Raw genomic sequence first — 16,682 nt, 5'->3', positions numbered from 1 at the left:
ACCTTTCCAAAGTCTATAGATATTGTTATCTTATTCTCTTATACAATTAATGTTTTTTATAATTCCAATAATTACTTTTTCTTGATATCAAATTCTTCTTTGAAAACATCATAGAAATAATAGTTAGCAAGAATTTTAATTCAAATCTTTTCTGATATGGCTTAAAAAGAAGAATATATACTCCCAGATATATTTTGTTCTACTATTTTTTCTCTTACTTCCTGCATACCATTTAGATCACAGTTTCTAAAAGCAAATACGGCATTTTTAGCTGCATATTCATTCCATTTACATTCATAAAAGAAATAATTAAAGAGTCTGTTATGCATTGCAGCTTGGCTTGTAAAATAGTGTGTACATAATCCCATAAAACTATTTGTCATAATCTTTTCCTTTAAAGAAATTGACGGTGTATAAAGCAATGAGGCAATGACGTTAGTTTTATTTTCAAGAGGTTGCAATTCTTCAGGATATTCAGCACCAACAAGTTTACTATTTCCAATCAAAGCTGCGGCTTCCATATAATGAGAATTCTGAAATGATTCATAAACGTGAATTAATTCATGAATGATTGTAAAAATAACATGCGCATAATACTGGTTTGATGCAGCATTTAAAAATACTATTGGTTTATTTGAAACAAAAGTGGTTATTCCATCTACAGTATCTACAAAAGATGGTTTTTCTTGTAAGTAATGAGAACAAGTCACGTCTAATCCAACTCCAGATAATAAGTTATTAAATCTATTTATATCGGGATAATTGACGCCAAGTGCTGTTGGTAACTTAGAAAAACAAATTATATTAAAGGGCGGAAAATTATGATACAAATAATTAACTACTTGATTATATTTAATATCTTTTTTCTTTACATTATAGGTTGTAGCTACATCTGAAATAATACAGTTAGCTATTTCCTTGCACTCTTGATAATCTTCCGGACTTACTCTGGAATATTCATATGCCATTACTTATCTTCCTTTCGATCTTCAACCAATTTACGAGCAAAAGCCATAATATCATTTAGAGAATCTTGAAAATCGGCTTTATCTTCCTCAGACATTCCTTCTGTTTGTTTTCTAAACATAGCTAAAACTTTTTGATCGTCTTTATCGAGAGCAATAGTTTCGTCATCTACATCATCTAATACTTTACTTAATGGAACTTTGAAGAAGTCGGCTACTTTTTGGGCACTAGCAGTAGATGGTTTTTTAGTATCCCATTTTGAAATTATTCCATTACTTAAATCCATTTTTCTTTCTAATTCAGCGATTGATTTTATATCAGGCCTATTATCTTTCCATAGTTTTATTACGTTATCTTTAGCAGTCATTTTTAGTCCCTTTCAAAAATAGAACGAATTCTATAAAAAATACTTGCATTTTAGAAAATAGGCTATTATACTATTAATTGTTCAAAGGAATTAACACACAAAAAAAGCCTTGAACGCCCTATTTGTAAAAAGTCATTTTTTATGAATCCGGGTTATTTACTATGCTTTTATAATAGAACGATTTCTATTATAAGTCAATAATATATTCTAAGAAAGGAGTCTAAAAATGTCGCTTTATACAGCAGTTAGGGAAGTAGCGAGTCAAAATAAAAAGACGATTTATCAAATTGAACATGACTTGCATCTTTCAAATGGAATTATTGGCAAGTGGAATAAAAGTATCCCACGTGCTGATGTGTTGCAAGATGTGGCTGACTACTTAGGAGTTACACCACAATATTTATTCAAATTAGCTAGAAAGGAAAAGTAATTAATGAATAACGAATTAATCAAGATAAAAGTTAAAAATGATCAGCAATTAGTAAGCGCTAGAGAGCTATATAAAGGATTAGATATTAAAAAAAGATTTAGCGTTTGGATTAGTCAAAACTTTAAGGAATTTGAAGAAAATCAAGATTTTACGAGTGTACCCGAAGGTACGGTCGTTAAAAGTGGTAATGGAACAGTTCGAAAATATGACGATTACTTCCTGACAATCGACATGGCAAAGCAACTTTGCTTGATGAGTAGAACAGAAAAAGGAAAGCAATATCGTAAATACTTAATTGAAATAGAACGCAAATGGAATGACCCACAAGAAATTGTAAAGCGTGGATATGCAATCTTACAAAATGAAAATACTCGTTTGAAACTAGAAAACGCTAGGATGGCACCTAAAGCATTATTCGCAGATGCAGTAGCAGCAAGTAAGACAGATATTCTTATAGGTCAGTTAGCAAAAATGTTACGCCAGAATGGTTATGAAATTGGACAAAATAGACTATTTAAATGGTTAAGAGAACATCACTATTTATGTGCTAAAGGAAGTCGCTATAATCAACCAACTCAACGAGCTATGGATTTAGGATTATTCAGAATTAAAGAAAGAACGATTAATAATCCTGATGGAAGCACTCGAATTACAGTAACAACTTTAGTTACAGGAAAAGGTCAACAATATTTTGTTAATCGATTTTTAAATTCAGAGCCAAATCAATTAACACTAGAAATTGAGGAATAAAAGTTGAAAGAACTAGATATTAAAAAAATCAGTTCTCAAAAATTACTTCAAGAACTGATTGATAGAAAAGTCTTAACTAAAATTCCAGTCGGTCTATATAAAGAATTTGAATTAAGACGCAAATATAAGAATAGAGATAAACCAATTACTTATGATGGCGTTTATCTGCTAAATAGCTCTCAAAAAGAGTTTTAGCAATTATAGGAATGGAGTAGTGATAAACATGCAAGTTACAATTCCAGAAAAAGTAATTGAAAGGGCAATTCAACAGAAATACTTCAATGTTACAGCAGGAGCTAACTTTTTAGGAATTAGCCCATCGACTTTTAGAATCTGGTTGAAAAAATATGACTTTAAACCAGTAAGTATTGATGGCCAGATTTTATATGACAAGGAAGTTTTGCAAAAGTTTATGGAGGATCACAAGCTATGAGTAAATGGATTAATCATAAAATCAATGAATTCATGGGAACCACCTTTACAGTAAGGGAAACAGAAATTCTTACGTTGGGAACTATGTGTACAGCTTTAGTAGCATTGATCTTTGTTATGTACACGGCAGTCTTCCCAAATATTTAAAGGAGGTGATGCAGAGTGCTTAGTAAAACTACTATTAATAATTTGATTGCTAATAGCAATGCAATTACAGACGGACAAAAAAAGCCGCTACCTGCGCCAACAGATAACGACCAATACAAATATACATTTCCAGGAGAATTATAACATGAATGTTTTTGAAATTAACAACGCTATCGCAGAAATAGAGAATAAAGACTTAGATCCCGAAATTTTAGTCGATACAATTAAAAGCTTAGAGCTAACTAGAGATCAAAAATTAGATGGAGCAGCTGGCTTATCTGATAAGTATGATAGCGAAATTCAATGGGCTACTGATCGAATAAAGGAACTTAGAGAATTTATCAAAGTATCTAAGAATAAGAAAGATAGATTAAATCAATACATCACTGATGCAATTGATGATGCTGGCTTAAAAGAAATTAGAACTGAACACCACATTCTTAAGCCAAGAAATTACCGCGATTCAGTTATTGTCGAAGAAATTAGGAAACTACCAATTAATTATGTAGTTGAAGAAAAGACTATCAAAGCAGATAAGAAGAAACTTTATGAAGATTTAAAAGCTGGTAAAGAAATTACCGGTGCACACTTGAAAGCTAACAGAAAGACATTAATTAAATAAAACGAGGTATTAACGATGAAAGAATTAGAAAAGTATTTTGAAGAAATTAGGTCAGGAAAAATTAAGGATTATGTAGTTTTAGGTATGGCTGAAGATGGGGAAACAATAATTTACATTAATGGGCGTGCTCCAGTTTGTGATGGATTAATTAGCGAAGCACAAATTAAAGCTACAAATCATTTTGAAAATAATTTACCAAAGAGTGAATTAAGAAATTTGTTAGGTGATCTTAGCTAATGTATGAATTAAGACCCTATCAAACCGATTTAATTAATAAAATTGTCGATTCGATGAAGAAAAAACATCGTGTAATTATCGTCCAAAGCCCACCTCGAACAGGTAAAACAGTGAGTAATGGCCGAGATTGCCCGAAGAACTACTGAAAATAATAACCGTGTGATGTTTCTTATTCATAGGCGTGAAGTTCTAGACCAAGCAGTTAAAACTTTTAAAAATCAAGAAGTAAATCCTAATTTATTAACTGCTGGCATGGTTCAAACACTTACACGAAGAGTTGATAGACTGGCAGTTCCTGATGTGATTTTAGTTGATGAAGCACACCATGCTTTGGCTAAATCCTATCAAAACATTTTGAATAAATTTCCTAAAGCTATTGTGTTATTGTTTACGGCTACACCACACAGAACTGGACGCCAACAATTAGATCAGATTGCAGATGATATTATCGTTGGTCAGTCAATTCATGAACTGACAGAAAAAGGATTCCTAGCACCGTTTAGATATTTTCAACCACCTAACGATTTTGATGAGAAAGCTTTAAAGCGTGGAAGTACTGGGGACTACACAGCTGAATCAATGCAAGAAGCGATGAGCACAAAAATATTTGGTCATATTGTTAAGCAATATAAAAGAATTGCTCCTGGGATGCAAGCAGTTGTTTATACATACTCCATTGACTCAGCAATAAAAATAGCTAATGAATTTAATTCTAAGGGTATTTCAGCAATTGAAGTAGATGGAACGACTTCAAAAGAAAAACGTGATAGAGCGGTACAGGAATTTAAAAGCAAGCAATTGCAGATATTGGTTAACGTAAATCTTTTCACAGAAGGTGTTGATCTGCCAAATGTAGATTGTGTGATTATGGCTAGACCAACAGCATCACTTGCACTGTATTTGCAGTTTTCAATGCGGTGCTTAAATCCTAGACCAGGAAAAACAGCAATCATCATTGACCACGCTAATAATTTTAAGAAATTTGGTTATCCAGATGATGATCGAGATTGGAAACAAGCAATTAAATCTGGGAAACAGAAGAATAAAACACTGCTTAAAGATCCAGGTCTATCAATCGTTACTTGCGATTATTGTTTTGCGGTAGTCAAGGCTAGCGATGTAAAAGACGGTAAATGTCCGGTATGCGGTAAACCAATCAAGGTTCATGAAGCTAAACCAATTAGTGATGTTGACTTAGTTGAAGCAACGAAAGCTCGTAGAGAACATATTAAGAAAATTATTCAAGATCAAGTCATGACTAATGTGGTTGATAAGTCAGTTGGAGAATTGAAGTCAATGAGTGAATTAGTAGCCTATGGTAAGTTACATGGTTACAAGCCAGGATGGGCTTACGTTATGGCTAAGAAGAAAGGAATATTTAAATGAAGATTAAAGAATTAGAAGAGAAATTAAATTCTATAACTTCTGATGATTTGAATTTCACAGTTAAAGAAGAAAAAGAAAAAAGAATAGCTACTAAATTAAATGGAGATACTTTAGATCTAGAACAAATTTATAAAGGTGAAATCATTATTTACACGGGTAGAAAAAAATACAAAGAAGAATTATTAAAAATCATGCCTCCTCATAAGGAATTTGATTTTTGGTATGTAGATACTGAGACTACCGCCTGTTTATTTGATACCACAGCACTAGTTGCTTACATTAATGTTCTTAAAATAGTACTTAAATTTTTAGAAGAGAAAAACAAAGAGGAATAAAACATGCTTACATTACCAAAAGTAGAAAAATTAAAACCAAAATCACAACCCCATAACTTCTTTATCTGGGGAGAAACAATGTCAGGAAAGTCATACTTTGCGAGTTATTTTCCTAATCCGTTAGTTTTAAATACAGACGGAAACAGTGAACAGGGTCAAGCGCCAAGTATTCAGATTCGCAATGTTAGGGATGCAAACGGAAAATTACAACAATCAGCAATTAAAAAGCTAAACGATATCATCACAGCGCTTCAAATTGAAAATCCACAGCGACCAGCTGACCAGCGCTTTAAAACAATTGTCATTGATGTAATTGATGATATCTGTGTAATGATTGAACAAGCCATCTGTTTAGATGCCGGGGTACAAGCTTTATCAGATATTGCATATGGTAAAGGCTATGCAATGTTTAACACAGCACTTCAACAATTTGTAATGGATCTAAAAGCCTTACCAATGAATGTAATTTATATTAGTCGTGAAATCAGTACTACAGATGAAAATACAGGTATTACAACTTACAGACAGTCTCTAAAGGACAAGTACTACAACATGGTCAATGGAAACTGTGATCTAGTTATTAGAACTTCAAAAGTTGGAGCTGGTCAAAATATTCATTACATGCGTGAAGTAAAGGCAGCCAGAACAAAATATTTACCAGAAAACATCACTAACAAGCGAGTGTTAGATCTATTGCTTACTTGTGAGGGAATGTTTAGCGATGAAGTTTTAAAGAAATACAAAGAAAGCAAAAAGAAGGAGAGTAAATAATGGGATTATTAGAAGCATTAAATAAAGTAAAAAGCGAAAAGTACGATCCTAAGAAAGACGATATTGGTTCAGGATTTAAGCCAATTCCAGACGGCACCTATACTGTTACTTTAAGTGGCGTTAACCATGGAGTGTGGGATAAAAGTGGAACTGATTTTGTAAGATTTTCTTTTGATGTAGTAACTGGAGAACAAACTGGTCGTCAAGAACACATTACTCCAATTCTTGCATCTAAAAAGTCAAATGGTGATCCGATGCCTGAATCAGTGCTTGCTCGAAGCATTAAAATGGTTCAAAAAATTGGTGCAATGGTTGGCTTTGATGTGCCGGATAAGGTTTTTATGGGGGCTAACGAAAGTGAAGATTACGAAATGATTCAAGAGGAATTTCGTAATGCAGGCGTTATTGGAAAACTACTCAAACTTACTATTAAATCAACTCCAAACAAAAAAGATCCAGATAATCCTTGGCGTAACTACAAGTTTGAAGAAGCTGAACAACCTACTACTGCTAATGTTGAAGATCCTTTCAAAGATGCAGCTACGGGCATGGAGATTACAGATGATGATTTGCCATTCGGTAAATAAGGAGGAATTGAACAATGAATATTAAATATCCAAAAACAGAAATAATGATTGTCCTAGGTAGTAAAGTTTATCCACTCTATACTAGTCTTTCTGTTAGTAAGGTACATGATTTTATGCGTGTAGCACATCGAGAAGATTTCTTAATTTTCCCTACTGCTATTAATAAAGAACATGGTAACGGTTTATGGTATCTAGGATGTGGATCAGATCCAATTTGGACAGATTGGGAAGTTAAGAAAAATGCAATTAAATCAATTATTAAATTGCCAAAACCTAAGGTAAAAATTGATTATAATACTGATTCTAATGACTATGAGTTCTAATTATGCTAATTAACTTAGTAAATTATGCTGTGAGCTATGCAGAGAAAGGATTTTCAGTAATTCCAATTGGTCAAAATAAGAAACCATTAATTAAATTTGCTGGTAAGCCACCACTTACTCCAGATGAAATTCGTGAAATTTGGAAGAAATATCCATTAGCTAATATCGCATTGAAAACAGATAAATTTTTCGTAATCGATGTTGATCGTCATGGTGGTGAAGTTGATGGAATGAAATCTATAAAAGATTTACACCATGATGAATGGTTTGAGGATACTCTTACCGAGAGAACAGCACATAATGGTTTTCATTTCTTCTTTGTAAAACCAAAAGATATGAAAATTAGTCAAAATATTGGCATCTTACCAAGCGTAGATTTAAAGGCTCACGAAAATAATTATGTTGTTGTAGCACCTAGTAGTTTAGGCGATAAAAAATATCAGTGGCTTAACAATGCACCAATGAAAGCACCCCCGCAGGGGTTGCTTGATCTAATAAAAGATAAGCAAAAAGATATACCACCAACTTTAGTTGCTGAAGTTCTGCAAGGAATGCGAAAACGAACTAAAACAACAGATTTATTTGAGACTATCATTCAAGGACTTGGTGATAAAGGTAAACGTAATGACACTTTAGCAAGTTTTATGGGTGGCTTATTAATGCGAAATGTCGATCCATACATAGCAGCACAATTAGCAATGATAGCAAATACAAATTCTTCAGACCCTTTACCAATAAATGAGGTAGAAAGAACTGTTAATTCGATGATTGAAAAAGAAAATAGAAAGAGGGGTATTTCGTGACAGAAGACAAAAAAGTTCTGAATTTGAATAAAGAAGAAGCTGATAAACTTCAAAAAAGTGAAAATAAAAAATCAATTTTTGAACGAACTACAGCTGGTGTTTTGCGAACTACCTCAGTTAAGAATGTTGTCTTAATTCTCAAGACTGATGAAAATGTGAAAGATCTGTTCAGATTTAATGAGTTTACGCAAGAAATTGATGTCGTCAGAAATACCAAAATTAAAACGCAGCTAGGATTAATTACGATTAGCAAAGGTCAATATACCGATCAGGCAATCAACTCTATTGAACTTTATATTGAATCGTCTTCAAAATATGATGGTGCAAGTTTTAAAAATAATGTGATTGATCAAGCCATTACTAATGTTGCTTATATGGATTCATATAATCCGGTGATTGATTACATGAATGAAGCTTATGCAAAATGGGATAAAGAAGAACGGCTTGATAAATTATTTGTTGATTACTTAGGTGCTCCTCATGATGAAACAACATCCCTCATTACTGAATTATGGTTTATGGGTGCGGTGGCTAAGGCTTACAATCCTAAAACTAAATTTGATTTTGTTTTAGATTTAGTAGGTGGTCAGGGTGTTGGTAAGACATCATTACTCCAAAAATTAGCACCACTTGGGCTATATACCGATCAATTTAATAGCTTCAGCAATAAAGATGATTTTGAAGTTATGAAAAACGCAATAATTGTCAATGACGATGAAATGACTGCATCAAATTCAGCTAGCTTTGAAGAGATTAAGAAGTTTATAACAATGCAGAGCTTTGAGTATCGGAAAGCTTATGCACGTAAGTCAGAAACTTTCTTAAAGAAATTTGTTTTAGCAAGAACTACTAACGAAGTTCGTCACTTGAAAGATCGGAGTGGTGACCGTAGATTTATTTCAATTTTTGCAAATGGAAAACGTCAAACAAAATCGCCCATTACAGATTTATCTGATGAGTATGTACAACAAGTATGGGGTGAAGCAGTTCATTTGTACAAGAGCATTAAAGATCCATTTTTATTAACAGATCATCAGCAAGAATTACTTGAAGAAAATAGAAAACAATTCCGTTATACTTCCGGTCTTGAAGATGAACTTAATACAGTACTTGAAAATGAATTTAAAAATGCTGATTTTATTTCAAACAACGATTTAGCTTTCAAACTGTTTGCAGATGAAAATGCGTTAAGTAGAAACACGAAAGAAACTCGTGATATTCGCTATTATATGGAACATTTAGGATATGAAGTTGGTGCTCGAAAGAAAATTAATGGAAAAGCTATTAGAGGATTCCAAAAGTAGTGACAGTAATGTTAGTTAGGTGACAGTTACTGTCACCTTCCAAAATGCTGACATAGTGTATGGTTAAGTCAGTTGGTGACACTACTACAGTAAATATCTAAGAAAAGTAAATAAATAATATATATAAATATATAGGGGGTATAGAGCCTATAAAAAGTTTTTAAAAAGTTACTGTCACTTTTTGATATTTAAAGCTTTAAATCTCTTGTGGCTGTAAGAGTTAATTAAGGTGACAGTTAATCTTTTTACTGTACCCCGACTGTCACCTTTTCGAGGGAAAATTATGAAAAGAAAAAAGCAAAAGGAAAAAACTAATCAGGAAACGATTAAAGCTTGGCGTAGAGTGATTAAAGAAAGTAAGAAAAAACAAAAACACAGATCAATATTAGCAGATATGGAGTTAAACGACGAATGAACATGAAAATGACGCTAAGCGATGCAAAAGTGATACTAGGTTTTCTATTACTTATCTCATTGATGTGGGCTGGATATAATTCTGAACATTCAGATAATAAGGGCTTACAAATAGTAACATCGTTTTGGTTAGGTTCAATAGTATTTATGTTTATGTTTTATATAATTTTTAGTTATTGAGGTACATAAATGAAGACTAAATTTAAAATGCCTGAAGTTGGAGATCATATTTTACTAAAACTAAATATTCATGTATTAGAGCGTGAATGTTTGATAACTAAACTTGAAGATGAAGAATTTTGTGTAATTAATTTGGAAAATGGAAAAGGAATACGTGATGAAAATAACGATTTAATTTGTTCTGATTCAATTCCGGAACTTTTAGGAGAATTACAACAATATTATCTTATTTATTTAATGGAGGATTAATAATGGTAAATAATGCAAATAAAACATTAAACGGACAACAACTATCTTTTAATGCAGGGATTGAAAACTTTAAGGCAGACGGCGATATCGTAACAATTACTTTAGATGCTGATGCTAAGCAACTGGATTTAAATATTTTAAATAAAATTTCTTTAAACCCATTAACTGTTGATTTTACTAGTATTCAAACAGAACTGTTACCTCAAGAAAGTGAGAAAAAATAATGAAATTATTTGTTTTTGAATGTAATAATCATATAGATAAATTTATTAAAGATATTAATGATTGGGTAAATTTGCATAAAGAGATTACAATTGTCGATTATGACTTTGGGTATGACAATAACGGTCTTCTAAAAACAGTGGTGGTGAAGTGGAAGTAATGACTGATGAAAAATTTATTGAAATAGCTAAAGATCATGTTCAAGATTGGTATTTAAATCATGGTATAAAAATTTCTAAATCTAAAATTTATATATTATCTTATAAATCAAATATCTTAAGAGAATATTTTGTGGCAGAATTGAATGCTTTTCCTAAAATTGATTTTTTTAGATTTTCAATTAATACAGTTAAAAATAAATCGCGCTTTATAAGGAAAGATTATGATGGCAAGTGAAGAACATGAAATTCAAAAACAAATTATGGTAGCTTTGTCTAGACATAGTTGCTCTATTCAACGAATCAATGTAGGGAAAGGTTTTATGATTCGACATAGCCAAATTTTAAGACAAGATCAAAATGGCAATTATATTGTTAAACCACCAATGAATTATTTTGATGCTGGTGCAGCTAAGGGTCACCCAGATTTGTATGGTTTTAGATGGGTAGATAAACAGATATTTTATATTGAAGTTAAATCAAAAACAGGTAAGCCTAGCAAAGATCAGATTAGATTTCATGAGTTTTTGCAGTCTCACAATGTTATTCATGGAATAGCTCGTAGTGTTCAAGATGCTTTGATGATTGTTGATGGTGGTTTAGTCGGGTACGGCTATAACGAAGGTAGTTAAAATAGGAGTTGGTACAGTGAATTTAGGTTTATTTCCAGAACTAGATGAAGAAGAAACTAGAAAATCAGTTTCTAAATTTTTAACTAAAGATCTCGAAAGATTATTACTAATGAGCGGTCATAATCTTTTAGACTTAAAATCACCTGTACTAAGTGGCGCTCCTGGTCATAGTAATGGTGAAAATCATAATGAAGCTGCAATCATTCGTGGTCTTAACGCAGAAGCTATGATAAAAGCTATTGCTGATACTATCGCACATTGTTCTGATAATTCACGAAAAGTGTTACTTGGTTTATTTATCTATCAACAAAGCTGGGATGAAGTGCAGAAAACTTTATTTTGTGAACATAATAAACTTGGTTATACCCGTAAAAAAGCTTTATACGATTTTGCAGATAGTTTTGATTATTGGCAAAGAGTTAATAAATGTGAGCCTATAGTTGATCTACATAAATATAAATAAGGGTACTTTAAAGGTATAATTATGGTACTTTGATAGGCTAAAGGTATGGTTAAATATATATTGTGAGTTAATTGAATTAATTCACCGCATTAAGAAATTCCTCTATATTATGTATTTAACACTTAAGGCTATTGCTTTGTGTTAGCTGCGCATACACACATTCTTTAAGAATGTCCCTTTAAAATTATTTTGTTAAAGAGCAAGTGGGAAATATCTCTAAATGGTGAGACATTAAGCTTGGTTCGACTCCAGTATTTCCCATAGTCCTTCTTAGGACTAAAATTCCGTTCGTTTCAAGAAAGTCAAGTCTTTTAATTAGGCTTGGCTTTTTTATAATTATTTTTGAAACGAATGGAGGTAATGATCAATGAATAATTTAACAGAAAATATTATTACTGGAGATTTAGAATGGAAAGAGAATTATATGCTTAGTAAGAATTTTACATGTGGTTATTGCGGAGCCTATGTTTCCAGTGATAAGGGCATGCCACTTCAAGAGCTAACTGAAGGCTATGCTCCGAATTTTGCTCATCGTCATAGTATAGGTGTGTATATATGTACTAATTGTTATATGCCAACTTTTATTTATGATGATATCCAAGAGCCCGGTAATAGATATGGTTCATCAGTTAAAGGAGTTCCTAAAAATGTAAATGAAGTATATGAAGAGGCTAGAAGCTGTTATGCAGCCAATGCATATACTGGTACGGTGCTTTTATGTAGAAAATTATTAATGCATGTAGCTGTAGATTTAGGAGCTAGTGATAATCTTAGATTTATTGAATATGTAAATTATTTAAATGATAAACACTTTGTTAGTGTTAAAAGTCATGATTGGATTGATCAAATTCGTAAGTATGGCAATGAAGCAACGCATGAATTAGAAGTTAATTCTCAGCAAGATGCACAAATGATTTTAAAGTTTTGTGAAATGTTATTAAAAATGAATTATGAATATCCTTCTATTATTGAAGAATCAGATTAATAATTAATTACAGGTCAGCGTAAGCTGCCTTTTATTTTGCGTTAAATTTTAGAAAGGTGGTGTGGTGATATGTCATGAGCAAAATAGAAGATGCAAAAGCAGATTACTTAGCAGGAATGAAGTATAAGGATATTGCTAAGAAATACGGAGTTGCATTAAGTACTGTTAAGTCGTGGAAGACTAGAAATAAGTGGCAACGTACAACCAAAAAGAAAAGTATGCATACAAAAGTAAAGAGTACGCGTACAAAACAAGAAAAGGTTGCACCAGCGTTACAGCCACCAGAAGTGCCGGATAGTGACGAACTTAATGATAAGCAAAAAGCCTTTTGTCTTTACTATTTACAGCGATACAATGCGACTTGGGCTTATCAACAGGCATTTGGTGGAAGCTATCAATCAGCTAACTCTTTAGGACCACGTTTGTTAGTAAATGTAAGTATCAAAAATTACCTTGCTGAGTTAAAGAAACAGCAGTCACAAGAACTATATGCGACTGCGAATGATATATTGCTACGCTATTTAAAACAGGCGACTAGTGATGTTACCGATGTTCTGTCTTTTAAAACGAAAAAGCGCTTAGTTTATTATAAAATTCATGATAAAGATGGTCCATACGAAGACGCTGGAGGTAAATTCAGGTATGAGCCTAAAATTAATCCGGAAACAGGAGAGCAGGATTATTATTATGAACATTTAATTAAACTTAAGGATAGTAAAGATATTGATACGTCAAATATTAAGAGTATTCGAATAGATAAGGGTGAACCTGTAGTTGAAATGGAAGATAGGCAAAAGGCAATGCAGATTTTACTTGATCGCTTGCCTGAACCAGAAGTTAGTGATGACAGTACTACTTCCTTGTTACGTGCTCTTAAAAATGGTATGGATAAGATTTGGAGTAAAGATAATGAAGATAACTAGATTTAACTTTGTTCCGTTTTCTCGTAAGCAACTGCAAGTCTTAAGCTGGTGGAGTAATCCCCGAACTCTAAACCAGGAAGCCATTATTTGTGATGGTTCGGTTCGTGCTGGAAAGACTGTAGTAATGGCCCTCTCATATATATTGTGGTCTATGACTAATTTTTCAGGGCAACAATTTGGAATGGCGGGAAAGACGATCGGATCTTTTAGACGCAATGTACTTCGCCCATTAAGAAGTATGCTAGAAAGCGAAGGATATAACGTATATGATTCTCGCTCTGAAAATATGATAACTATCAGCAAAAATGGGCATACAAACTTTTACTTCATCTTTGGTGGTAAAGATGAAGCATCCCAGGACCTAGTTCAAGGTATTACTTTGGCTGGGTTCTTTTTTGATGAAGTTGCACTTATGCCACAAAGCTTTGTTAATCAAGCAACAGCTCGTTGTTCAGTGACAGGCGCTAAAATGTGGTTCAACTGTAATCCGTCTGGCCCGTTTCATTGGTTTAAACTAAATTGGATTGACCAGATGAAAGATAAGCGTGCTTTACGCATCCACTTCACGATGCATGATAATCCATCTCTTGACAGTGTAACTATTAGCAGATATGAGCGTATGTATTCAGGAGTGTTTTATCAGAGATATATCCAAGGGCTATGGGTAATGTCGGAAGGAGTTATCTATGACAATTTTGATAAAGACACAATGGTAGTTAATGAATTACCCAATCATTTTGAAAAGTATTATGTATCTTGTGATTACGGTACATTAAACCCTACTGCGTTCCTATTATGGGGACGCAATCATGGAGTTTGGTATCTGATTAAAGAATATTATTACTCAGGAAGAACTACATCCCGTCAAAAGACAGATGAAGAGTATTGCCATGATCTCAAAGAGTTTCTTGGAAACATTAGGGCTGAGATGATTATTGATCCTTCTGCAGCTTCTTTCAGTACAACTCTAAGACAGAATGGATTTAAAGTTAGAAAAGCTAAAAACGACGTGATCGATGGCATTCGCGTTACACAAACTGCCATGAATGAAGGAAAGATCAAGTTTAGTAATAATTGTCCTAACTTATTTAAAGAATTAGCAAGTTACGTTTGGGATGAAAAAGCTGCTGAACATGGAGAAGATAAGCCTGTTAAGCAACATGATCATGCTTGTGATGCAATGAGGTATTTTGTTTACACAGTTATCTATAAGCGGGTTAATGCAAAAGTTACTAAGCGTCCTCTCATTCGTGGATTATAGAAAGAAGGTGTAAATGTGGCATTAGTGATTGATAGAGATTTACTTGGCGATATAAATGAACCCAACATTGAAGCCATAAATTATGCAATTAAAGAGCTAAAGAATCGTCAAAAACGATTAGACATGCTGTCTGATTATTACAATGGAAAGCAAGAAATTGAAAAGCATACATTTGAAAATGCTAATGTTGGAGCTTCTAATGTAATGATTAATCATGCTAAATACATAAGTGATATGAATGTTGGGTTTATGACAGGTAATCCGATTAAATATGCTGCTGATAAGGGAAAGAATATTGATGATATTTTAGATGTATTCAAGCAAATTGATATCCATAAGCATGATATTGAGTTAGAAAAAGACTTATCTGTATTTGGTTATAGTTATGAATTATTGTATCTAAAACAAACTGACCCTATAATTGCGAGAGATAAACTAGGAAATGAAAAGCTTACACCTAATACTGATTTAAAGATTGAAGTAATAGATCCTCGGGCAACCATTGTAGTAACAGATGATACGGTTGAACATGAACCATTATTTGCCGTTTTTGCTCAAGAAAAGAAAGATCTGAGCGGAGAAATAAATGGTTATAGTATTACTGTTTATATGCCTCAGAGAATTGTAGAATACCGTACAAAGCTGGGAATGGAAGTAGCTTCCACTGATCCCATTGTATATGATGGTGAAAATATATTTGGTGCAGTTCCAATAATCGAATATCGAAATAATGAAGAACGACAAGGCGATTTTGAACAATTGATTTCGCTGATTGATGCATATAACTTACTTCAAACAGATCGAATTTCAGACAAGGAAGCTTTTGTGGATGCACTTCTTGTTACATTTGGATTTGGTTTAGATAATGATGAAGACGATAAACAAAGGTTAAATCGAGGCGTTATCGAAGCTCCTCCACGCGAAGAGGGAGCAGATATTGAGTGGTTAACTAAAAGCTTTGATGAAACACAAGTAAATCTGTTAAGCCAATCCATTGAGAATGATATTCATAAGATTTCATATGTGCCAAATATGAATGATGAAAAATTTATGGGTAATGTATCAGGTGAAGCAATGAAGTTTAAATTGTTTGGCTTGGAAAACTTGTTATCAATTAAGCAACGTTATTTCTTTGATGGCTTACGCCGAAGATTACAGTTAATGCAGACGATAGTAAACATTAAGGGAGCAAATGACGATGCTAGTGGATGTAAAATTTCACTTACTGCAAATATTCCATCTAATCTGTCAGATGTTGTAAATAACATCAAAAATGCTGATGGTGTCATCCCTAGAAAATATACGTATAGTTGGTTGCCCGACGTTGATAGTCCTCAAGATGTAATTGATGAAATGAATGAACAAGATGCCGAAACTATCAAGAAAAGTCAAGAAGCATTAAGACAGCAAGATCCTGATCGCTTAGAACTGGAGGAGTCTCAAGATGATTCGAGTGAAAATGATAAAGAAACCCAATCAGACGACAATCATAGCAAGCGGACACGCTCAATATAGTGCTAAGGGTTCTGATATTGTTTGTGCTGCATTTTCTACTTTGTTAACGCATACTGTTAATAATTGTACTAACGTAAGTGCTATTGATAAAAATGGAACATTAACGGCTGTATTCGCAAATAGTGAACGCATTGAGAATAAAACATTACTAAATGCATTTGAGAATACGGTCGACCAGCTTATAAGCCAATATGGCAAGTATATAGCATGGTCTTGATTA

The 16,682-nt window shown here is 32.9% G+C and carries 29 protein-coding genes; 27 read left to right on the top strand and 2 right to left on the bottom strand.

What is annotated here, in order from left to right:
• Positions 1-161 precede the first annotated feature (161 nt).
• On the bottom strand, positions 162-968 hold the full coding sequence (locus H1A07_RS06330) for a hypothetical protein (protein WP_210144732.1): 807 nt from the start codon (positions 966-968) through the stop codon (positions 162-164).
• Complete coding sequence (locus H1A07_RS06325) at positions 968-1,333, bottom strand: XRE family transcriptional regulator (RefSeq protein WP_210144731.1); 366 nt, start codon at positions 1,331-1,333, stop codon at positions 968-970. The genes H1A07_RS06330 and H1A07_RS06325 overlap by 1 nt, the downstream gene beginning before the upstream one ends.
• Before the next feature lie 226 nt (positions 1,334-1,559).
• Here H1A07_RS06325 and H1A07_RS06320 point away from each other — a divergent pair, with 226 nt between their 5' ends.
• The 27 genes from H1A07_RS06320 (at position 1,560) to H1A07_RS06205 (ending at position 16,679) form a co-directional block, all read left to right on the top strand.
• The gene (locus tag H1A07_RS06320) at positions 1,560-1,763 is read left to right on the top strand and encodes a helix-turn-helix domain-containing protein (protein ID WP_210144730.1); all 204 of its coding nucleotides are present in this window, start codon (positions 1,560-1,562) and stop codon (positions 1,761-1,763) included.
• Positions 1,764-1,766: 3 nt separating this feature from the next.
• Positions 1,767-2,513 carry a phage antirepressor KilAC domain-containing protein gene (locus H1A07_RS06315; protein ID WP_210144729.1) on the top strand — a complete coding sequence of 249 codons (747 nt, stop codon included), beginning with the start codon at positions 1,767-1,769 and terminating at the stop codon, positions 2,511-2,513.
• Between the two features lie 3 nt (positions 2,514-2,516).
• Complete coding sequence (locus H1A07_RS06310; RefSeq protein ID WP_210144728.1) at positions 2,517-2,708, top strand: hypothetical protein; 192 nt, start codon at positions 2,517-2,519, stop codon at positions 2,706-2,708.
• Between the two features lie 28 nt (positions 2,709-2,736).
• Positions 2,737-2,946, top strand: a complete 210-nt coding sequence (locus tag H1A07_RS06305; RefSeq protein ID WP_210144727.1) for a helix-turn-helix domain-containing protein — start codon at positions 2,737-2,739, stop codon at positions 2,944-2,946.
• A gap of 161 nt (positions 2,947-3,107) precedes the next feature.
• Positions 3,108-3,236 carry a hypothetical protein gene (locus tag H1A07_RS10415; protein WP_275952017.1) on the top strand — a complete coding sequence of 43 codons (129 nt, stop codon included), beginning with the start codon at positions 3,108-3,110 and terminating at the stop codon, positions 3,234-3,236.
• Position 3,237: 1 nt separating this feature from the next.
• Complete coding sequence (locus H1A07_RS06300; RefSeq protein WP_210144726.1) at positions 3,238-3,714, top strand: siphovirus Gp157 family protein; 477 nt, start codon at positions 3,238-3,240, stop codon at positions 3,712-3,714.
• 15 nt (positions 3,715-3,729) lie between these two features.
• Positions 3,730-3,951 carry a hypothetical protein gene (locus H1A07_RS06295; protein WP_210144725.1) on the top strand — a complete coding sequence of 74 codons (222 nt, stop codon included), beginning with the start codon at positions 3,730-3,732 and terminating at the stop codon, positions 3,949-3,951.
• On the top strand, positions 3,951-4,097 hold the full coding sequence (locus H1A07_RS10575; RefSeq protein ID WP_369899284.1) for a DEAD/DEAH box helicase family protein: 147 nt from the start codon (positions 3,951-3,953) through the stop codon (positions 4,095-4,097). The genes H1A07_RS06295 and H1A07_RS10575 overlap by 1 nt, the downstream gene beginning before the upstream one ends.
• Positions 4,069-5,337, top strand: coding sequence for a DEAD/DEAH box helicase (locus tag H1A07_RS06290; RefSeq protein ID WP_210144724.1), 1,269 nt, complete (start codon positions 4,069-4,071; stop codon positions 5,335-5,337). Before H1A07_RS10575 ends, H1A07_RS06290 begins: the two co-directional genes overlap by 29 nt.
• A complete protein-coding gene (locus tag H1A07_RS06285) occupies positions 5,334-5,672 on the top strand; it encodes a hypothetical protein (RefSeq protein ID WP_012845995.1) in 339 nt (112 codons plus the stop codon). The genes H1A07_RS06290 and H1A07_RS06285 overlap by 4 nt, the downstream gene beginning before the upstream one ends.
• Positions 5,673-5,675: 3 nt before the next feature.
• Positions 5,676-6,443 (top strand): ATP-binding protein, encoded by a 768-nt coding sequence (locus tag H1A07_RS06280; RefSeq protein ID WP_210144723.1) that lies wholly within the window; start codon positions 5,676-5,678, stop codon positions 6,441-6,443.
• On the top strand, positions 6,443-7,030 hold the full coding sequence (locus H1A07_RS06275; RefSeq protein ID WP_210144722.1) for a single-stranded DNA-binding protein: 588 nt from the start codon (positions 6,443-6,445) through the stop codon (positions 7,028-7,030). Before H1A07_RS06280 ends, H1A07_RS06275 begins: the two co-directional genes overlap by 1 nt.
• A gap of 14 nt (positions 7,031-7,044) precedes the next feature.
• A complete protein-coding gene (locus H1A07_RS06270) occupies positions 7,045-7,353 on the top strand; it encodes a hypothetical protein (RefSeq protein ID WP_210144721.1) in 309 nt (102 codons plus the stop codon).
• Between the two features lie 2 nt (positions 7,354-7,355).
• On the top strand, positions 7,356-8,156 hold the full coding sequence (locus H1A07_RS06265) for a bifunctional DNA primase/polymerase (RefSeq protein WP_210144720.1): 801 nt from the start codon (positions 7,356-7,358) through the stop codon (positions 8,154-8,156).
• Positions 8,153-9,460 (top strand): VapE domain-containing protein, encoded by a 1,308-nt coding sequence (locus H1A07_RS06260; RefSeq protein ID WP_210144719.1) that lies wholly within the window; start codon positions 8,153-8,155, stop codon positions 9,458-9,460. Before H1A07_RS06265 ends, H1A07_RS06260 begins: the two co-directional genes overlap by 4 nt.
• Before the next feature lie 283 nt (positions 9,461-9,743).
• Positions 9,744-9,875: a hypothetical protein gene (locus H1A07_RS10410; RefSeq protein WP_275952016.1), complete on the top strand. Its 132-nt coding sequence runs from the start codon at positions 9,744-9,746 to the stop codon at positions 9,873-9,875.
• A gap of 188 nt (positions 9,876-10,063) precedes the next feature.
• Positions 10,064-10,303: a hypothetical protein gene (locus H1A07_RS06255; RefSeq protein WP_210144718.1), complete on the top strand. Its 240-nt coding sequence runs from the start codon at positions 10,064-10,066 to the stop codon at positions 10,301-10,303.
• 2 nt (positions 10,304-10,305) lie between these two features.
• A complete protein-coding gene (locus H1A07_RS06250) occupies positions 10,306-10,527 on the top strand; it encodes a hypothetical protein (RefSeq protein WP_210144717.1) in 222 nt (73 codons plus the stop codon).
• Positions 10,527-10,685, top strand: a complete 159-nt coding sequence (locus H1A07_RS06245) for a hypothetical protein (protein WP_210144716.1) — start codon at positions 10,527-10,529, stop codon at positions 10,683-10,685. Before H1A07_RS06250 ends, H1A07_RS06245 begins: the two co-directional genes overlap by 1 nt.
• The gene (locus H1A07_RS06240; RefSeq protein ID WP_210144715.1) at positions 10,685-10,921 is read left to right on the top strand and encodes a hypothetical protein; all 237 of its coding nucleotides are present in this window, start codon (positions 10,685-10,687) and stop codon (positions 10,919-10,921) included. The genes H1A07_RS06245 and H1A07_RS06240 overlap by 1 nt, the downstream gene beginning before the upstream one ends.
• The gene (locus H1A07_RS06235) at positions 10,908-11,315 is read left to right on the top strand and encodes a VRR-NUC domain-containing protein (protein ID WP_244974102.1); all 408 of its coding nucleotides are present in this window, start codon (positions 10,908-10,910) and stop codon (positions 11,313-11,315) included. Before H1A07_RS06240 ends, H1A07_RS06235 begins: the two co-directional genes overlap by 14 nt.
• A 16-nt stretch (positions 11,316-11,331) precedes the next feature.
• A complete protein-coding gene (locus H1A07_RS06230) occupies positions 11,332-11,778 on the top strand; it encodes an ArpU family phage packaging/lysis transcriptional regulator (RefSeq protein WP_210144714.1) in 447 nt (148 codons plus the stop codon).
• A 367-nt stretch (positions 11,779-12,145) separates the two neighbouring features.
• Entirely contained in the window at positions 12,146-12,763 is a 618-nt protein-coding gene (locus tag H1A07_RS06225) for a DUF4145 domain-containing protein (RefSeq protein ID WP_210144713.1), read from the top strand.
• A 74-nt stretch (positions 12,764-12,837) separates the two neighbouring features.
• The gene (locus tag H1A07_RS06220; RefSeq protein ID WP_210144712.1) at positions 12,838-13,686 is read left to right on the top strand and encodes a terminase small subunit; all 849 of its coding nucleotides are present in this window, start codon (positions 12,838-12,840) and stop codon (positions 13,684-13,686) included.
• The gene (locus H1A07_RS06215) at positions 13,673-14,947 is read left to right on the top strand and encodes a PBSX family phage terminase large subunit (protein ID WP_210144711.1); all 1,275 of its coding nucleotides are present in this window, start codon (positions 13,673-13,675) and stop codon (positions 14,945-14,947) included. The genes H1A07_RS06220 and H1A07_RS06215 overlap by 14 nt, the downstream gene beginning before the upstream one ends.
• Positions 14,948-14,962: 15 nt before the next feature.
• Positions 14,963-16,462, top strand: coding sequence for a phage portal protein (locus H1A07_RS06210; protein WP_210144710.1), 1,500 nt, complete (start codon positions 14,963-14,965; stop codon positions 16,460-16,462).
• A complete protein-coding gene (locus H1A07_RS06205; RefSeq protein ID WP_210144709.1) occupies positions 16,392-16,679 on the top strand; it encodes a ribosomal-processing cysteine protease Prp in 288 nt (95 codons plus the stop codon). Before H1A07_RS06210 ends, H1A07_RS06205 begins: the two co-directional genes overlap by 71 nt.
• Positions 16,680-16,682 lie beyond the last annotated feature (3 nt).

Origin of the sequence: Lactobacillus taiwanensis (genome assembly GCF_017894345.1) — a bacterium.
Classification (GTDB): domain Bacteria; phylum Bacillota; class Bacilli; order Lactobacillales; family Lactobacillaceae; genus Lactobacillus; species Lactobacillus taiwanensis.
Note: the sequence above shows the minus strand (reverse complement) of the source record. Positions and strands in the feature narration are given on the sequence as shown.